The organism is Corynebacterium sp. HMSC077G07 (assembly GCF_001809225.1).
Classification (GTDB): Bacteria; Actinomycetota; Actinomycetes; order Mycobacteriales; family Mycobacteriaceae; genus Corynebacterium; species Corynebacterium jeikeium_D.
Window position 1 is genome coordinate 23,300 of sequence record NZ_KV796521.1, and the last position, 17,846, is coordinate 41,145.

General features: G+C 60.2%; 13 protein-coding genes. 12 read left to right on the top strand and 1 reads right to left on the bottom strand.

Features of this window, described 5'->3' with window-relative positions:
• The 4 genes from tig to clpX all read left to right on the top strand — a co-directional run.
• The coding region (tig, locus tag HMPREF2562_RS01240; protein ID WP_210384446.1) for a trigger factor at positions 1–1,468 on the top strand (1,468 nt) is incomplete at its 5' end.
• Between the two features lie 140 nt (positions 1,469–1,608).
• A complete protein-coding gene (locus HMPREF2562_RS01245; RefSeq protein WP_016422302.1) occupies positions 1,609–2,181 on the top strand; it encodes an ATP-dependent Clp protease proteolytic subunit in 573 nt (190 codons plus the stop codon).
• Positions 2,182–2,227: 46 nt separating this feature from the next.
• Entirely contained in the window at positions 2,228–2,851 is a 624-nt protein-coding gene (locus HMPREF2562_RS01250) for an ATP-dependent Clp protease proteolytic subunit (RefSeq protein WP_369707172.1), read from the top strand.
• A 173-nt stretch (positions 2,852–3,024) separates the two neighbouring features.
• Positions 3,025–4,287: an ATP-dependent Clp protease ATP-binding subunit ClpX gene (clpX, locus tag HMPREF2562_RS01255; RefSeq protein WP_048735141.1), complete on the top strand. Its 1,263-nt coding sequence runs from the start codon at positions 3,025–3,027 to the stop codon at positions 4,285–4,287.
• Positions 4,288–4,349: 62 nt separating this feature from the next.
• Here the strand turns inward: clpX and HMPREF2562_RS01260 are convergent, their stop codons facing one another.
• A complete protein-coding gene (locus HMPREF2562_RS01260; RefSeq protein WP_049190863.1) occupies positions 4,350–5,135 on the bottom strand; it encodes a TetR/AcrR family transcriptional regulator in 786 nt (261 codons plus the stop codon).
• Between the two features lie 230 nt (positions 5,136–5,365).
• Here HMPREF2562_RS01260 and HMPREF2562_RS01265 point away from each other — a divergent pair, with 230 nt between their 5' ends.
• From HMPREF2562_RS01265 to rpmA, 8 genes are all read left to right on the top strand, one after another.
• Positions 5,366–6,349 carry a malate dehydrogenase gene (locus tag HMPREF2562_RS01265; RefSeq protein ID WP_070549432.1) on the top strand — a complete coding sequence of 328 codons (984 nt, stop codon included), beginning with the start codon at positions 5,366–5,368 and terminating at the stop codon, positions 6,347–6,349.
• 213 nt (positions 6,350–6,562) lie between these two features.
• On the top strand, positions 6,563–9,298 hold the full coding sequence (locus HMPREF2562_RS01270; protein WP_049170997.1) for a valine--tRNA ligase: 2,736 nt from the start codon (positions 6,563–6,565) through the stop codon (positions 9,296–9,298).
• A gap of 224 nt (positions 9,299–9,522) precedes the next feature.
• A complete protein-coding gene (locus HMPREF2562_RS01275; protein WP_246819399.1) occupies positions 9,523–11,028 on the top strand; it encodes a bifunctional tetrahydrofolate synthase/dihydrofolate synthase in 1,506 nt (501 codons plus the stop codon).
• The gene (locus tag HMPREF2562_RS01280) at positions 11,025–11,540 is read left to right on the top strand and encodes a DUF4233 domain-containing protein (RefSeq protein WP_049190860.1); all 516 of its coding nucleotides are present in this window, start codon (positions 11,025–11,027) and stop codon (positions 11,538–11,540) included. The genes HMPREF2562_RS01275 and HMPREF2562_RS01280 overlap by 4 nt, the downstream gene beginning before the upstream one ends.
• A gap of 84 nt (positions 11,541–11,624) precedes the next feature.
• Positions 11,625–12,035, top strand: coding sequence for a nucleoside-diphosphate kinase (gene ndk, locus HMPREF2562_RS01285; RefSeq protein ID WP_038629458.1), 411 nt, complete (start codon positions 11,625–11,627; stop codon positions 12,033–12,035).
• A gap of 571 nt (positions 12,036–12,606) precedes the next feature.
• The gene (locus tag HMPREF2562_RS01290) at positions 12,607–16,677 is read left to right on the top strand and encodes a translation initiation factor IF-2 N-terminal domain-containing protein (RefSeq protein ID WP_070549433.1); all 4,071 of its coding nucleotides are present in this window, start codon (positions 12,607–12,609) and stop codon (positions 16,675–16,677) included.
• Positions 16,678–17,060: 383 nt separating this feature from the next.
• The gene (gene rplU, locus HMPREF2562_RS01295; protein WP_005511541.1) at positions 17,061–17,369 is read left to right on the top strand and encodes a 50S ribosomal protein L21; all 309 of its coding nucleotides are present in this window, start codon (positions 17,061–17,063) and stop codon (positions 17,367–17,369) included.
• A 40-nt stretch (positions 17,370–17,409) separates the two neighbouring features.
• Positions 17,410–17,667 carry a 50S ribosomal protein L27 gene (rpmA, locus tag HMPREF2562_RS01300; RefSeq protein WP_016422312.1) on the top strand — a complete coding sequence of 86 codons (258 nt, stop codon included), beginning with the start codon at positions 17,410–17,412 and terminating at the stop codon, positions 17,665–17,667.
• Positions 17,668–17,846: the final 179 nt, after the last annotated feature.

Sequence of the window (17,846 nt, forward strand, 5' to 3'; positions counted from 1 at the left end):
GGCCGTGGGTTCAAATCCCGCTACCCCGACCAGTATCACGGGCACTCCCGTGGTCTATGAATTAATCATCGAGTTGCAGGAGAGTGCACCAGTGAAGTCTTCCGTTGAGAAGCTCAATGAGACCCGAGTGAAGATTACCGTCGAGGTCCCGTTTGACGAGCTGAAGCCAGAGTTCGACAATGCCTACAAGGCACTGGCTCAGCAGGTCCAGATTCCGGGCTTCCGTAAGGGCAAGGCACCGGCAAAGCTGATTGAGGCCCGCTTCGGCCGCGGCCCAATCCTGGAGCAGGTGCTCAACGACATGGTTCCGTCCCGCTACGACGAGGTCGTTCGCGAGGAGGAGCTGAAGGTTATCGGTCAGCCTGAGGTTGACATCACCAAGCTGGAAGACGGCGAGCTCGTCGAGTTCACCGCTGAGGTCGACGTCCGTCCGGAGATTGGGCTGCCGAAGTTCGAGGACATCGCAGTTGAGGTTGACCCGCTGGTCGCCGACGAGGAAGCTGTTGAGGCTGAGCTGCAGAACCTGCTCGCTCGCTTCGGCACCCTGACCGGCGTTGAGCGCGCAGTTGAGAAGGATGACTTCGTCTCCATCGACCTGTCCGCCACTATCGACGGTGAAGAGCTGGAAGAGGCTTCCACCGAGGGACTGTCCTACCAGGTTGGCTCCGACGATCTGATTGACGGCCTGGATGAGGCTGTTGTTGGCCTGTCCCAGGGCGAGTCCAAGGAATTCACCACCAAGCTGGTTGCTGGCGAGCACGAGGGCGAGGACGCTCAGGTCACCGTTACCGTTCAGTCCGTCAAGGTCCGCGAGCTGCCGGAAGCTGACGACGACTTCGCTCAGATGGCTTCCGAGTTCGACACCATCGAGGAGCTGAAGGAAGACCTGGCACGCCAGGTCGAGAACACCAAGAAGGGCGAACAGGCTCAGCAGGTCCGCGACAAGGTCCTGGCTGCCGCAATGGAGCAGACCACAATCGCTCTTCCGGAGGGTGTTGTCAAGGAGCAGGTCGAGGGCCAGCTGCAGCAGCTGCTGGGTCAGTTCGGCGGCGACGAGAAGGTTCTGAACTCCATGCTGGAGGCCCAGGGCACCACTCGTGAGCAGTTCGACGAGGACTCCAAGAAGTCCGCTGAGGAAGCTGTTCGCACCCAGCTGTTCCTGGATGCACTGGCTGAGGAGATCCAGCCGGACGTTTCCCAGCAGGAGCTCACCGACCACATCCTGTTCACTGCTCAGTCCTACGGCATGGACCCGAACCAGTTCATCCAGCAGATTCAGCAGTCCGGCCAGCTCGGCAACCTGTTTGCAGACGTTCGCCGCGGCAAGGCTCTGGCCACCTCGATCCTGAAGGCTTCCGCCAAGGACACTGAGGGCAACGAAATCGATCTGAACGAGTACTTCGGTGAGGTCGAAGCTGAGGCTGAGAAGGCTGAGTCCGACAAGGCTGAGGACAACTCGGCTGAGTAAGCCCCGCCGTTAGCGCGACGCATTCCTTATGCTGCAACGCTTATAGCGAACAAGGGCCGTTCCTGAAACAAAGGGACGGCCCTTTTCGTTACCCTCTAGTGAACGACAAACTCGCACACGTACGAAGAAGGAGTACACAGATGAGCGATAACGCCCAGATGTCGACGAACACGGTTTTCGACAAGCTGCTCAAGGAGCGCATTATTTGGCTGGGTGAGCAGGTCGACGACGAGATTGCCAACAAGCTCTGCGGTCAGATGCTGCTCCTGGCAGCTGAGGACCCGGAGGCGGATATCTCGCTGTACATTAACTCCCCGGGTGGCTCCGTCACCGCCGGCATGGCCATTTACGACACCATGCAGTTTGTTCCGTGCGACGTGGCTACCTACGGCATGGGCTTGGCAGCTTCCATGGGTCAGTTCCTGCTCGCCGCAGGTGCTAAGGGCAAGCGTTACGCACTGCCGCACGCCCGCATTATGATGCACCAACCATCTGCAGGTATTGGCGGTACCGCATCCGACATCACCATTCAGGCTGAGCAGTTCGCTGCCACCAAGAAGGAGATGGCTCGTCTGATTGCGCAGCACACCGGTCAGCCGGTCGAGCGCATTGAGGAAGACTCGGACCGCGACCGCTGGTTTACCGCAGCTGAGGCTAAGGAATACGGCCTGGTTGACCACGTCGTGACCGCTCTCAAGGACACCGCACGCTAAAAGCGGACAGTAGCGAATAATTAGAGGCGATTTAATCAACATGGAGATGAACAATATGCAGATGCCGCAGTCGCGCTACGTGCTTCCTTCTTTCGTGGAGCACTCCAGCTTTGGTGCTAAGGAATCCAACCCATACAACAAGCTCTTCGAAGAGCGCATTATCTTCCTCGGCTCCCAGGTCGACGATACTGCCGCTAACGACATCATGGCGCAGCTGCTGGTGCTCGAGGGGCTGGACCCGGATCGTGACATCACGATGTACATCAACTCCCCAGGCGGCTCCTTCACCTCGCTGATGGCCATCTACGACACGATGCAGTACGTGCGTCCCGACGTGCAGACCGTGTGCCTGGGCCAGGCTGCCTCCGCGGCAGCCGTGCTGCTCGCTGCGGGTGCACCGGGTAAGCGTGCAGCTCTGCCGAATGCGCGCGTTCTCATTCATCAGCCGGCTACCCAGGGAATCCAGGGCCAGGTTTCCGACCTGGAGATTCAGGCGAACGAAATCGAGCGCATGCGCAAGCTGATGGAGGAGACGTTGGCTCGCCACTCCGGTCGCACTGCAGAGCAGATCCGCAAGGACACCGACCGTGACAAGATCCTGACCGCTGAAGAGGCCGTCGAGTACGGCATCATCGACCAGGTCTTCGAGTACCGCAAGCACAACGCCTAAATGGGGACATGGTCTCTTTGGAGTGCTGCGCACTGGCCGTCGTAAAGCACCGGGCGAGATCGCGTGAAATTCGCCTCGCCCCTGGCGTGGAAGCCGGTATTTGCGCACACTCACGGTAGGCTGGTCTGAAGCAGTTATTGGCAACGAAGCGGAAAGGCGGCGGCGGGAGCCTCATGGCGCGTATGCAAGAAAGTGCGGATTTGCTGAAGTGCTCTTTCTGTGGAAAGAGTCAGAAGCAGGTCAAAAAGCTGATTGCCGGACCTGGTGTGTACATCTGTAATGAGTGCATCGAGCTCTGCAACGAGATTATTGAAGAGGAGCTCAACACCGGCGGCGAGGCAACTGGCAACGACGACCGCCTGCCGCGTCCGATGGAAATTCGCGACTTCCTCGATGAGTACGTCATCGGCCAGGACATGGCAAAGCGCACCCTAGCCGTCGCGGTCTACAACCACTACAAGCGCCTTCGTGCTGCAGAGACCAAGTCGGACAACGACGTCGAGCTACAGAAGTCGAACATTCTCTTGCTGGGGCCGACAGGCTGTGGCAAGACCTACCTGGCACAGACGCTGGCTCGCAAGCTGGATGTGCCGTTCGCAATCGCTGACGCCACCAGCCTGACCGAGGCCGGCTATGTCGGTGAGGATGTGGAGAACATCCTGCTGAAGTTGCTGCAGGCTACTGATTTCGACGTCGAGAAGGCGCAGCGCGGCATCATTTACGTCGATGAGATTGACAAGATCTCGCGTAAGTCTGAAAACACCTCTATCACTCGCGATGTCTCCGGTGAAGGTGTGCAGCAGGCGCTGCTGAAGATTCTCGAGGGAACCGTAGCCGCCGTGCCCCCGCAGGGTGGGCGCAAGCTGCCAAACCAGGAGTTCATTCAGTTCGACACCTCCAATGTCCTGTTCATCGTCGCCGGTGCGTTTGCCGGTCTGGAGAAGGTCGTGCAGGAGCGTGTCGGTAAGAAGGGGCTGGGCTTCGGCGCAGATGTCACCTCGGCTAACGACGCGGATATGAAGGATCCATTCCGCGACGTGCTGCCGGAGGACCTCGTTCGATTCGGCCTGATCCCTGAGTTCATTGGTCGCCTGCCCGTCATCGCATCGGTCACCAACCTCGATGAGGACGCGCTGGTTCGCGTACTCACCGAGCCCAAGAACTCCCTGGTCCGCCAATACCAGCACCTGTTCGACATGGATGGTGTGCGCCTCACCATCGACGACGAGGCACTGCGCGCCATTGCTGCCAAGGCGATTAGCCGCAATACCGGCGCCCGTGGTCTGCGCGGCATCATGGAAGAAATCTTGGTTCCCGTGATGTTCGACGTACCAGAGCGTGACGACGTTGCGGAGGTCATTGTCCACAAGGAATGCATCACGGACGGTGCAGCGCCAGAACTCGTTGAACGCAGCGCGGACAAGAAGACTGCGTAAAGGTAGCTGAAAACCCGGTTAGAGCGCCTGCTCTAACCGGGTTTTGATGTCTGTGTGGAGCCCTAGTCGTCCATGCCGTAGATGTCGCGGTAATCCGGGGCATCATCAGCAGCCAAGTCCTGAGTCTCTGGGTTGGGCTGATCGCCATAGACCTCTGCGCCAAGCGCGGACGAGTTCGCGCCATGGGAGGCCAGCAAGGAAGTGTACGAGCTTCCCGGTTCGTTGCGAGGCGAGGATGTCAACAGGCTGGTCACGGTGTCCTGTGCGAACTCACGCAGCTTGTCCGACAGCACCGTCGACTGCATTTCAATGCCGTAGAGGTTTTCAAAAGTCCGTTGGTGCAGGGTGGGGAAGGTGGCCAGTGAGAGCACGAGAATATAAAGATCAAGTGCGGAAATGTCAGTGCGGAATGCACCGTAATCGCGGCCGAGCAACAAGATGCGGTCAAACTCCAAAACAATTGGGCTCTGACCACCAAGCCCAGTCACGCCTTCTAGCGGCAGGACCGGATGTAGGTTTTCCTGGATGATGAACCGCACGGCGAGCGGGTTCGCCGAGAAGTAGTCATAGATAACACCGACCACATGCTGCAGGGCTTCCACCGGCACATTGGAGTGCGGGCGCAGGTCGTCGTCGTCAGGCCTTACGGTCTCCAGCACATGTGCCCACGTCGCCCTGTAGAGTCCCAACTTGTCACCACAGTGGTAGTGAAGCATGCGCTTGGAGACACCAGAGGCGGCAGCAATGGCATCCAAACGGGCATCTGCATACCCCTTTGCGGTGAATTCTTGAAGTGCTGCCACCAAGACTGCATGGGGGATTGCATCAGAGGAGCCTGGAGACTTCATGAAAATCCTTTGCTTGGACTAGAGAGAGACTAAGGGGTTTTGGCTATCTAACGGGGGTGAAATTGCTCGGTCGCGGACTTCTTTCTAGTGAAATGAGTACATGACCGTAAGTCATGCCTAATGCTATCCGTTTTTCAGAATTGGCCTGAGCCCGTCGCCCCCGTCTGCGCCAATTCTGTAGTCGCATTAGAGTGGGCAGCGAATTGATTCTCTCTCGAGAAAGGCCTGAAGTGAACAAGACTCCCGTAAAGGTTGCAGTTACCGGCGCCGCCGGACAGATCGCTTACTCCCTGCTCTTCCGCATTGCCAGCGGTTCGGTTTTCGGCCCTGAGACCCCGGTTGAGTTGAACCTGCTGGAGATCACTCCGGCGCTGCACGCCACCGAAGGCGTCGCCATGGAGCTGTTTGACTCCGCCTTCCCGCTTCTGACTGGCATCAACATCACCGATGATTCGGCAAAGGCATTCGACGGTGCCAACGCCGCATTCCTGGTCGGTGCAAAGCCGCGCGGCAAGGGCGAGGAGCGCTCCGCACTGCTGGGTGCCAACGGCAAGATCTTCGGTCCGCAGGGTGCCGCACTGAACGATCATGCAGCAGACGACATCAAGGTTCTGGTTGTCGGCAACCCGGCCAACACCAACACCATGATTGCCGCTTCCCACGCTAAGGACATCCCGGCAGAGCGCTTCACTGCCATGATGCGCCTGGACCACAACCGTTCCCTGTCCCAGCTGTCGCAAAAGATTGGTGTTCCGACCACTGAGATCAAGAACATGATCGTCTGGGGTAACCACTCCGCAGACCAGTTCCCGGACATCACCTACGCCACCATTGCAGGCGAGAAGGTCTCCGACAAGGTTGACGCTGCATGGGTCGAGCAGGACTTCATCCCGCGTGTCGCGAAGCGTGGCGCAGAAATCATCGAGGTCCGCGGTTCTTCCTCCGCAGCTTCCGCTGCAGCTGCCGCAGTTGACCACATGCGTGACTGGGTCACGGGTACCCCAGAGGGCGAGTGGGTCTCTGTCGCACTTCCGTCCGACGGCTCCTACGGCATCGACGAGGGCCTGGTCGCTGGTGTTCCGTGCTACGCCAAGGACGGCGAGTGGGTTCGCGTTGAGGGCCTGGATCTCTCCGAGGTTCAGCGCGCTGGCATCGAGCGCAACGTCAAGGCACTGCGCGAAGAGCGCGAGGCTGTTAAGGACCTGCTGGTCTAAGAGCTGTTCAACGGCCGTTTAGAGGCGCTCTCTTGTGATGATTTCACAAGAGAGCGCTTTTATTTTGCGCGGTAATCACGGTTTGGTTCGGAGCGAGAATAAGGCTTGAATTCGGCGGTGCATAAGTCGCTGATAGCAGATATGGGTGGGGCGCAAGGGCCGTCGTAAAGCCCCTGGAAAACCAAATCCGGGCAAGGCGCTAAGATGTGACGCGTGACTGAGAACAACGTGGACCTAAACAGAGCAGATAAGTTGCCCAAGTCGTGGAACCCGGCTGACGTGGAGTCGGACCTGTACCAGGGCTGGGTAGACGCTGGCTATTTCGAGGCTGATCCGTCTAGCTCCAAGCCGGCTTACTCTATTGTGCTGCCCCCGCCGAATGTGACGGGTCAGCTGCACATGGGCCACGCACTGGACCACACTTTGATGGATGCGCTGGTGCGCCGTAAGCGCATGCAGGGCTACGAGGTGCTGTGGCTGCCGGGTATGGACCACGCGGGTATCGCAACTCAGACCAAGGTCGAGGCGATGCTGAAGGAGTCCGAAGGTAAGGACCGCTTCGATTACGGCCGCGAGGAATTCGTGGAGAAGGTCTGGGAGTGGAAGCACGATTACGGCGGACGTATCGGCAACCAGATGCGCCAGATTGGTGACTCCCTGGATTGGTCCCGTGAGCGCTTCACTCTGGACGAGGGCCTGTCCCGTGCGGTTCAGACGATTTTTAAGGAACTGTTTGACCGCGGCCTGATTTACCGCGCCAAGCGCATGGTCAACTGGTCGCCAGTGCTGCAGACTGCAATCTCGGATATTGAGGTCAAGTACGAGGACGCTGAAGGCGAGCTCGTGTCTTTCCGCTACGGCGATGGGGAGGACTCCATTGTTGTGGCGACGACTCGTGTGGAGACGATGCTGGGTGACGTGGCAATTGCCGTGCACCCGGAGGATGAGCGCTACACGCACCTGGTGGGCAAGGTTCTGGACCACCCGTTCCGCGAGGACCTGAAGATTCAGGTCATCGCCGATGACTACGTGGACCGCGAGTTCGGTACCGGCGCGGTGAAGATCACGCCGGCGCACGATCCGAATGACTTCGCTATGGGCCAGCGCCACGACCTGGATATGCCGGAGGTCATCGACACCACTGGCCGTATCTTCAACACTGGCACGCGTTTCGACGGCATGGATCGTGCGGAAGCCCGTACTGCGCTGACGGAGGCGCTGCGTGAGCAGGGACGCATTGTCAAGGAGATTCGCCCGTATGTTCACTCGGTTGGTCACTCGGAGCGCTCGGGTGAGCCGATTGAGCCGCTGCTGAGCTTGCAGTGGTTCGTTAAGGTCGATGAGCTGGCCAAGATGTCCGGCGATGCTGTTCGCGAGGGCGACACGGTTATTCACCCGGCTTCGCAGGAGCCGCGCTGGTTCGACTGGGTCGATGACATGCACGACTGGTGTATTTCCCGTCAGCTGTGGTGGGGCCACCGCATCCCGATCTGGTACGGCCCGAATGGCGAGGTCGTCTGTGTCGGCCCGGATGATGAGGTCCCGACGGGCGACGGCTGGACGCAGGATCCGGATGTGCTGGATACCTGGTTCTCCTCTGCGCTGTGGCCGTTTTCCACGATGGGTTGGCCGGACGCCACCCCAGAGCTGGAGAAGTTCTACCCGACATCCGTGCTGGTCACCGGCTACGACATTCTGTTCTTCTGGGTCGCGCGCATGATGATGTTCTCGACCTTTGCTGCCACCCTGCCTGATTCACCGCTGGGCAAGGGTCGCGACGGTCGTCCGCAGGTGCCGTTCAAGGATGTCTTCCTGCACGGTCTGGTCCGCGATGAGCAGGGTCGCAAGATGTCGAAGTCTCTCGGCAACGGCATTGACCCGCTGGACTGGGTGCGTGATTACGGTGCGGACGCACTTCGCTTCACGCTGGCTCGTGGCGCTAACCCGGGCTCTGACCTGCCGGTCGGTAACGACGCCGCACAGAGCTCCCGTAACTTCGCTACCAAGCTGTTCAACGCCACCCGCTTTGCACTGATGAACGGTGCCCACGTGGGCGAGCTGCCGGACCGTGACCAGCTCACCGACACCGACCGCTGGATCTTGGACCGCCTGGAACAGGTCCGCGCCGAAGTCGACTCTGCGCTGGATAAGTACGAGTTCTCCAAGGCCAACGAGGCCCTCTACCACTTCGCATGGGACGAGGTCTGTGACTGGTACCTGGAGATGACCAAGGTTGACTTCCCACGCCTGAATGACGGCGAGACCATGACCGAGGAGCAGGCCGCCCGAGCCGCCTCCACTCGTCTGGTTCTAGGCCGCGTGCTGGATACGCTACTGCGTCTGCTACACCCGTCCATGCCGTTCGTCACGGAGACGCTGTGGAAGGCGCTTACCGACGGCGCGGAGGGCTTCGAGGACTCTCTGGTTATTTCCGCCTGGCCGGATGCAACCATGACCACCGACGGCGCTGCTGTTGATGAGGTTGCCGCACGTCGTATTGCCGATGCCCAGAAGTTGGTCACCGAGCTGCGTCGTTTCCGCAATGACCAGGGTGTGAAGCCGTCGCAGCGCGTGCCGGCACGCATGAACCTGGCGGATGCTGATCTGACTGCTCAGGAAGAGATGATTCGTTCGCTGGCTCGTGCTGAGGCACCGGAGGACGGCTTCACCGCTACCGCTTCCATTGAGGTGCGCCTGTCTCAGGCCACGGTCCTGATCGAGCTGGATACCTCCGGCACCGTCGACGTGGCCGCTGAACGCAAGCGCCTGGAAAAAGACCTGGCCAAGGCCGAGAAGGAACTGGCCGGCACCGAAAAGAAGCTCGGCAACGAGGCCTTCTTGTCCAAGGCTCCGGAGCAGGTCGTGGAGAAGATCAAGACTCGCCACCAGTTCGCACTGGAGGAAATTGACCGCATTAAGGCTCGTTTGGAGGGACTTCCGCAGGCATGACCGAACCACGGGATATCGAACCTCGGGGTGCTGAATCACACGATGAGATTGCAGGGGAGATTCGTTTGAATCTTGGTGGCGGCGACGATTCGGTGACGCAGGAAGAGTCTGCGCTGCGAGAGGAGTCCACTGCAGCGCCTGAGTTCGAATTCGATCCGGCTGACTCCCAGATCGTCGAGGACCTCGAACCTCGCGAAATCGCCGGTGTGATGGCTGATGACCGCATGCCCGATGACATGCGCCTCGGTGAGGTCTCCGTGTCCGAGGAAGGCCTGAGCCTGCCGGTGGATGTGGATCGCCCAGTCAATGAGCCGGCTCCGCTGGAGGCCACCGCCGAGGAGCTGCGCGAGCTCGCAGAGGTGGAAGCCGAGCTGGATCAGCGCTGGCCGGAGACCAAGATTGACCCGTCGCTCGAGCGAATCGAGATGCTGATGGACATCCTTGGCCATCCTGAGCGTGCCACTCCGGTCATTCACGTTGCCGGCACGAATGGCAAGACTTCCACTGTGCGCATGATTGAGTCGCTGGTGCGCGCTCTCGGTCGTCGCACCGGCCGCACCACCAGTCCGCATCTGCAGCTGGTTACCGAGCGCATCGCCATCGATGGCCAGCCCATTCATCCACGCGATTACGTGCGCATCTGGCGCGAGATTCAGCCCTACGTGGAAATGGTTGACGCCAAGTCCGCCGAAAAGGGCGGCCCGCAGATGAGTAAGTTCGAGGTCCTCACGGCCATGGCCTACGCTGCCTTCACCGACGCTCCTGTCGATGTCGCCGTGGTGGAAGTCGGCATGGGTGGCACATGGGATGCGACCAACGTGGTGGAGGCCGACGTGGCAGTCATCTGCCCAATCGGTCTCGATCACACGGAGTACCTCGGCGATACCCTGGCTGAAATCGCTTCTGAGAAGGCCGGCATCATCAAGTCGCGGTGGAACAAGGACGACTTGCTCACGCCACCGGACAATGTCGCCATTGTCGGCGAGCAAGAGCCGGAAGCAATGGACGTCGTTTTGCGACGTGCCGTGGAAATGGACGCCTCCGTCGCCCGCGCCGGAGTTGAGTACGGCGTCGTCAGTCATCAGCTGGCGGTCGGCGGGCAGAACCTGACGCTCAAGGGCCTGGCCGGCGAGTATGACGATATCCATCTGCCGCTGCACGGTCCGCATCAGGCGCGTAACGCAGCCACAGCACTGGCTGCGGTGGAGGCGTTCTTCGGCGCAGGTCCGGGGCGTCCGCTCAACATTGATGCGGTTCGCGAAGGCTTTGCGACGGTCGCATCGCCCGGCCGTCTGGAGCGCGTGCGCTCGACCCCGACGGTGTTTATCGATGCCGCCCACAATCCGCACGGTGCCCGTGCGCTACGCACGGCCCTCTCCGCTGAGTTCGACTTCCGCCGTGTGATTGGTGTGCTGTCGGTGCTGGGGGAGAAGGATGCTCGTGGGCTGCTGGTGGAGCTGGAGCCTTACTTCGAAGAAGTGGTTATTACCCAGAACACATCGCCGCGTGCGCTGCACTACGACGACCTGGCTGACCTCGCGGAGGAGATTTTCGGCGAGGAGCGCGTGCATCGCGTACCGACTCTGCCGTCCGCCGTTGAGCTAGCTGTAGCGCTGGCTGAGGAAACCGACACCGGAGACGGTATTGTCTCTGGTTCCGGTGTGATCGTCACTGGATCTGTTGTCACTGCGGGCGAAGCCCGGACACTATTTGGAAAGGACCCGCAATGAGCGAATCTCAGGCGAGCCAGCCACAGGGCAATGGCGCGGAGGATTACACCGCTGCCGACCGCGAGGCCCTGCGCGCCTACCGCGAGGGGCGTGACCTGAGTGAGGGCGGCAAGTATGGCCCGCTCGGTGCGGGACACGATCCGGCTAAGGACCCGCTGAAGGGTCTGCGCGGTGTTATGTCCGGCACGCTGATTATGCAGGCTATTTCGGTGCTGCTTGGTCTGACTGTGGTCACGCGCATTCCCGACGGCCAGATTAACCAGACCTTCTCGGTTACGTACATCACCATCCTGGGCTTGGCTCTGATTGCGATGGCCTTCCTGCAGAAGCAGCCTTGGGCACTGAAGGCGAACATTGTGCTGCAGGTCTTTGGTGTGCTGGCTATCTTCACGCACGTGTCTATGGGCGTGGTGGGTATTTTCTTCGCCCTGGTGTGGGCCTACATTCTGCATCTGCGGAAGAACCTCCTCCAGCGTATGGAGCGCGGTCTGTTGACCACCCAGCACTCGTAAGTCTCCCGCGCTCGTAGTCGCGACTTTCACCCCGCTGCACCACCACTCCGGTGCAGCGGGGTTTGTCATAGTATGATGCTCACCATGACTGAACGTACTCTTATTCTGATCAAGCCGGACGGCGTTTCCCGCGGTCTGGTCGGCGAAGTTATCTCCCGCATCGAGCGCAAGGGCCTGAAGCTGGTCGCGCTTGACCTCCGTGTTGCTGACGAGGCAACTGCGAAGGAGCACTACGCAGAGCACGTCGATAAGCCGTTCTTTGGTGAGCTGGTTGATTTCATCACCTCTGCACCGCTGGTCGCTGGTGTTATCGAGGGCCCGAACGCAATCGCTGCTTGGCGTCAGCTCGCTGGCGGCACTAACCCGGTTGAGGCCGCAACTCCGGGCTCCATCCGCGGTGACTTCGCACTTGAGGTTGCTAACAACGTTGTTCACGGTTCCGATTCCCCGGAGTCCGCTGAGCGCGAGATTGGTATTTGGTTCCCGAACCTCTAAACGTTGACGGTTCAGCATTGACCCGTGAGCGTTGAACTGGCGCCGAACTGAGCAAGCAATTGTTTGCCGGTTCGGCGCTTTTTGCTTGTCGACGACCGTGGGGCGGCCCTTCAGCGGGCTGCACGTGTGAATGCGGGCACGGGCTGCAAATGTGAAACTGTAGGAGTTTATGACACTTTCCGGCAATTTTTCAGGCCATTTCTGTCATAAACGCAGTCAGTAACTCGGATTGGCCCGCCGCCACCAATGTCGGTGCGCGCCACCTGCTCGATATGTGCGACAATGGACAGCAGCAGTAGTGCCCGGGAGTTCGCTCCGGCGGATGAAATATGCCGCATGTGATCGCTGAATCCCCGAGTCAGCCGGTAGGCCTGCCAATAAGACTTTCATAATTGTTCATCGTTTTCGGCCCTCTATCTGCGCATTTGGCGCAAATGAAGTGGCTGTCGCAACATCGTTGCTCCGCCTGGTTTCCAAGGCCACAACGGATGTAGGCGCACATGGAATGACAAAGAGTGTGCTTCCTGTTGTCGGGTTTTGCGTGGTGGGGTGTCAAGGAGAAACAAATACAGTGGCAAATTTCAGCCAGGATGTTGTCGCTAAGGCACGCGAATTTGATCGTGAGTCAGCGGCTCTGAAAACCCGAGTCCACCACCTGGCCAAGAGCTTGGGGTTGACCTCGAAGGAAACCATCGAAGCACTGGGGCACGCGGGGATCGTCGTAAAGTCCGCTGCGTCCACCATTAATCAAAATCAGCTCGACGCAGTGCTGAATTTCATCGGTGATCATCCAGAGGATGCCTCGCTTGACGACGGATCCGCTGCGACCAAGCCAACCGGCGAAAAGCCAGCCGCGAAGGAAAAACAGTCGGCAGGTAAGCCGAACGCGGCAGATGAGAAGTCGGACGAGCAAACTGCAGCTAAGTCCGAGAAGAAGCCAGCTGCGAAGAAGAGCGGCAAGAAGTCGGCTGCGAAGAAGGCCACAAAGAAGGCTGCGCCGAAGGCAGCCAAGAGCGAAGCGGAGTCGGACGCAGCGCCTGCCGAGGAAGTGACCGAGAAGAAGGACACCAAGAAGGCCTCGGCTAGAAAATCCTCGGCAAAGCAGAGCGCAGAGAAGCAGAGCGCAGAGAAGAAGAGCGCAGAGAAGAAGAGCACGACTAAGAAGCGAGCAACGCGTAAGCGGGCTGTGAAGAAGACCGCTGGTGCTCCGGAAGAAACCGCTGCGAAGGACGAGCAGAAGGACTCGAACTCGGTCGTCGAGGAAGCTGTTGAGGCTGTCGTTCAGTCGTCGTCGAAGAAGGCTGCAGACAAGAATGCTTCCGATAAGAAGGCTGCCGACACCGTAGCCGAGACCGCTGAGAAAACCTCCGCTGAGGAAGCTTCCGCCGAAGCACCTGCTGCAAAGAGCGCTGCAGTGACCACACGTCGTGGCCGCCGAGTTCGCCGTGCGGTCCGCACGACCAGCGCTCCAGTGGCAGAGGAAGCTCAGGAAGCGCAAGAGCCGCAGAAAACGCAAGAGCCGCAGGATACACAGGCAACTCAGGGCGAAGCCCTGCAGGACATCGAGCCGCCGGTAGTCCCGGAGCCGCCGGTTGCGGAAGAGCAGACCGCGTTTGCGCCTATCTTCCTGGCTCCGCAGGCTGTACCGGCCACGGCCAAGAATTCGGCCACCGAGGATGCAGCTTCGGCTGACAGCGGTGCCTCCAACCAGGATTCCGATGACAACGCGGGGGAGGGGCAGGACGGCTCGTCGTCAAGCGAAACGGAGCGTCAGCCGCGGCCGCGCCGTCGCCGTCGTGGACGTGGGCGTCGTAATGATGATGCTCAGCAGGCGGAGAAGACCACCGAAAAGGCAGAGCGCGAGGAGGCGGAAACCCGCGAGGCGGTCGAAGAGCCGCAGGCGATTAAGGGCTCGACTCGCCTGGAGGCGCAGCGCCGTCGCCGTATCGAACGTCGTGAGGAATCGCGCAAGCGCCACGTGATCTCGGAGGCTGAGTTCCTGGCTCGCCGTGAGTCGGTGGAGCGCACGATGGTAGTGCGTGAGCGCAAGCGCCATGACCACTCGGGCATTGTCACTGAGGTGGGTGTGCTGGAAGATGACCTGTTGGTCGAGCACTTCGTTACCTCTGACACGCAGACCACGCAGATCGGCAATATCTACCTCGGTCGCGTGCAGAACGTCCTACCCAGCATGGAAGCGGCGTTCATTGATATCGGAACCGACCGCAACGGTGTCATTTACGTAGGTGACCTGAACTGGAAGCTGCTGGGCACGAAATCGCGTTCGCGCAAGATTGAACACGCGCTGAAGGCCGGCGACCAGATTCTGGTCCAGGTGTCCAAGGATCCGATTGGTCACAAGGGCGCGCGTCTGACCACTCACATTTCGATGGCTGGTCGATTCCTGGTGTACGTGCCGGGCGGCCGGAGCGCGGGTATTTCCCGCAAGCTGCCGGAGCCGGAGCGCAAGCGCCTGAAGTCGATTCTGAGTGAGGTTACGCCGGAGGGCTCGGGCACGATTATTCGCACCGCGGCCGAGGGCGTGTCCAAGGAGGCCATCGAGGCCGACATTAAGCGCCTGGAATCGCAGTGGCAGGAAATCTGGGAAGCCTCCGAGGCGGCGAAGGCGAAGCGCGGGGCAAAGCCGATTGCGCTGTACGAAGAGCCGGACATGCTGGTCAAGGTCGTCCGCGATGTCTTCAACGAGGACTTCTCGCGTCTTGTGGTGGAGGGCGACCGTCCGTGGAACACAGTGACGGACTACATCGGCGACCTGGCACCGGAGCTGGAGCCGCGTCTGCAGCGCTACTTCGCCAAGGAGCACGGCGGCGCTGACGTCTTCGAGCACTTCCGCATCGATGAGCAGCTGGCCAAGGCACTCGACCGCAAGGTCTGGCTGCCCTCGGGTGGCACGCTGGTCATCGACCGCACCGAGGCCATGACGGTCATCGACGTCAACACGGGTAAGTTCACCGGTGCTGGCGGAAACCTGGAAGAGACGGTCACTCGCAACAACCTGGAGGCCGCTGAGGAAATCGTCCGCCAGATGCGTCTGCGCGATCTGGGCGGCATGATCGTCGTCGACTTTATCGACATGGTGCTGCCGGAAAACCAGGACTTGGTGCTGCGCCGTCTGAAGGAGGCGCTCGGCCGCGACCGCTCGCGTCACGAGGTCTCCGAGGTGACCTCGCTCGGCCTCGTCCAGATGACGCGCAAGCGTCTGGGCACAGGCCTGCTGGAGACCTTCTCCACGCCGTGTAGCTGCTGTAATGGCCGTGGTCTGATTATCCACATCGATCCGGTCGAGCAGGACAATCAGGGCCGTGGTCACAAGAACGGTCGCCGCAACGAAGAGCAGGGTAAGTCCAAGCGCCGCAACAAGTCGCGCTCGGAGCACAATCCGGCCAACCACCCGGCCGCGCTCGCCATGCACCGCGATCAGGGCGACCAGGCCGGCACTTCCAAGGCAACGCGTGACGACGACGCGGAGACCAACCAGCGCGATAAAGACGCAGCCGACAAGCGAGTTGCAGCTGCTGTCGAAGCTGTCATCGTCTCTTCTGGGAACGATGAGCCGAAGCCACCGCGTCGTCGCCGGGTTCGTAAGAGCCAGAGCCGAAACGATGAGCAGCGACAGGACGGCAATGGCCGTCAGGAGCGCCGCGAGCGTGATGAGCGCAACGAGCGTTCGGGGGGCTCCGATGACCTGGCTGCTCTGGCTGCCGCAGCTGTTGCGGAAGCCCGTGAGAAGGATCCGGAAGAGCCATCGGATGACCGTTACATGCCGCAGGAGGGACAGCGCCGCCGCCGTCGGGCTACGCGTCGCCGGGTAGCGGAGCATGTCGCCGTTGATTCGGCTGCACGCGACGCTGATGACCGCGACGAAGAACATGGCGATCGTCGCAAGCGTTCGGAGCGCCCGGCTCGTGCTGAGCGCGCCAACATCGCCGATAACGGTGGCGGCCGTGGAGGCCGTGGCGACGCTGAACGCTCCAGCAGCGCCAGTGCTCGACGTCGCCGTCGTCGCGCTGTTCGTCGTACGGCTGTGGATGAGACCACTGCGCCTCAGACCGAGTCCCAGGCAGCTTCCACCACAGATGTGCGGGAGCCAGCCGAGGATGACAAGGGTGGCAACGCTAACAAGACCGCCAAGGCTGCGGCCACGGAGTCCCAGACCTATGAGGAGGCTAAGGAGGCGTTCGAGCGTTCCCCACGCCGTCGTCGTCCGACTCGCGGTAACTCCCGCTCGGATCGCGCACCGCGTCGCGAGGACTTCGAGTCCACTAAGCCAAAGGCGGACGCAGAAGGCAGCAAGGGCGGAGATCGTGCAAAAGACAACCACGATGACAGCAACCGCAGCGCCAACCGCAGTGGCGGTGGCCGTCGCTCGGGCAAGTCGCGGGTTGAAGTGGTAGCGGTCCAGGGCACGGGAGCTCGCCGTAATCGCCGTCGGGCGGTGCGCAGGGTCTCGTCGCAAAGCGATGCTGGAGCGACTGCGCCGAAGCAGCGACAGGGCACTTCAAACCGCGCTACTAAGCCAGAGCAGAAGCAGGCTAATCGCGGTGCTGCGGTGCCGCAGAAGAAACCGGCCAATCGTCGCCGCCGAGTGCGTCGTGCGGTGCGCCGAAGCGGCCGGAACTAGGTATTAAAAATCTGGAATAAGGCCAGATAGGAGGCTGTTTTTCGTCCCCTAAAGCAGGGGGTGGAAAGTGGCTTCGGAAACTGCCCGAGAAGACCGTGAAAACCAATGGGGGACAGGGTCTTACTCGGGCAGTTTGTAATTTAGGGGGATTTTTCGCTACTCTTGACCAGTCGCTGATTAGTAGGCGTATCTGGTCATGCCCGCTGGCGCTTGAGGTGCTGGCGGTAAGGAAACGGCCAGAGCGGGGAAATCTACTCGGATTTGGCTTTCGGGTATGTCCCTGAAGTGTTCTGCACACGCAACTAATCGCAATTCCATTGTCCAGTCAAGGAATTACAAGGATTCCTTGAGTCGAGTTTCTCAGATAAAGGGGTAGCCCTCCTATGTACGCGATCGTCAAGACCGGCGGCAAGCAGTACAAGGTTGCCGAAGGTGACCTCGTCAAGGTCGAGAAGATCGAGGGTGAGCCGGGTTCGTCCGTGGCTCTCACCCCGGTTCTGCTCGTCGATGGCGCAGATGTCATTGCGGATGCCGACAAGCTTGCCAACGTTACCGTTAACGCAGAGATCGTCGAGGCCGCTAAGGGCCCGAAGATCCGCGGCATGCACTACAAGAACAAGACTGGCTACAAGCGCCGCTACGGCCACCGTCAGCCGCTCACTGTTCTGAAGATCACCGGCGTCTCCAAGTAAACCGCCGAAATTCCAATTAGCTTTTCCCTAGGAGAAAATCATGGCTACTAAGAAGGGTGCATCCAGCACCAGCAACGGCCGCGACTCCGAAGCTAAGCGCCTCGGCGTGAAGCGCTTCGGCGGCCAGCAGGTTAAGGCAGGCGAGATTCTCGTTCGTCAGCGCGGTACCTCGTTCCACCCGGGTGAGAACGTTGGCCGTGGCGGCGACGACACTCTCTTCGCTCTGAAGGCAGGCGCAGTCGAGTTCGGTACCCGCCGCAACCGCCGCATTGTCAGCATCGTTGAGAATAACTCCTAAGAACAACCCCCGGTTGTCCACATAGGATTACTGCAACGTTGAATATGAGGCAGGTTTAACTGCCTTGCAGAAGAGCCGATTCCTTTCCCACTGCGAAAGGTAATCGGCTCTTTTGTTGTTTATGTACTGTTTCGCGCTTTTAGGTTGCGAGGCAGCGTTTTGTTACCGCCTAGACTTCT

Excerpts from the sequence above, each read along its gene's own strand:
- HMPREF2562_RS01245 (WP_016422302.1), top strand. The coding sequence starts at position 1,609 with ATGAGCGATAACGCCCAGATGTCGACGAACACGGTTTTCGACAAGCTG.
- HMPREF2562_RS01250 (WP_369707172.1), top strand. The coding sequence starts at position 2,228 with ATGAACAATATGCAGATGCCGCAGTCGCGCTACGTGCTTCCTTCTTTC.
- clpX (WP_048735141.1), top strand. The coding sequence starts at position 3,025 with ATGGCGCGTATGCAAGAAAGTGCGGATTTGCTGAAGTGCTCTTTCTGT.
- HMPREF2562_RS01260 (WP_049190863.1), bottom strand. The coding sequence starts at position 5,135 with ATGAAGTCTCCAGGCTCCTCTGATGCAATCCCCCATGCAGTCTTGGTG.
- HMPREF2562_RS01275 (WP_246819399.1), top strand. The coding sequence starts at position 9,523 with ATGCCCGATGACATGCGCCTCGGTGAGGTCTCCGTGTCCGAGGAAGGC.
- HMPREF2562_RS01280 (WP_049190860.1), top strand. The coding sequence starts at position 11,025 with ATGAGCGAATCTCAGGCGAGCCAGCCACAGGGCAATGGCGCGGAGGAT.
- ndk (WP_038629458.1), top strand. The coding sequence starts at position 11,625 with ATGACTGAACGTACTCTTATTCTGATCAAGCCGGACGGCGTTTCCCGC.
- rplU (WP_005511541.1), top strand. The coding sequence starts at position 17,061 with ATGTACGCGATCGTCAAGACCGGCGGCAAGCAGTACAAGGTTGCCGAA.
- rpmA (WP_016422312.1), top strand. The coding sequence starts at position 17,410 with ATGGCTACTAAGAAGGGTGCATCCAGCACCAGCAACGGCCGCGACTCC.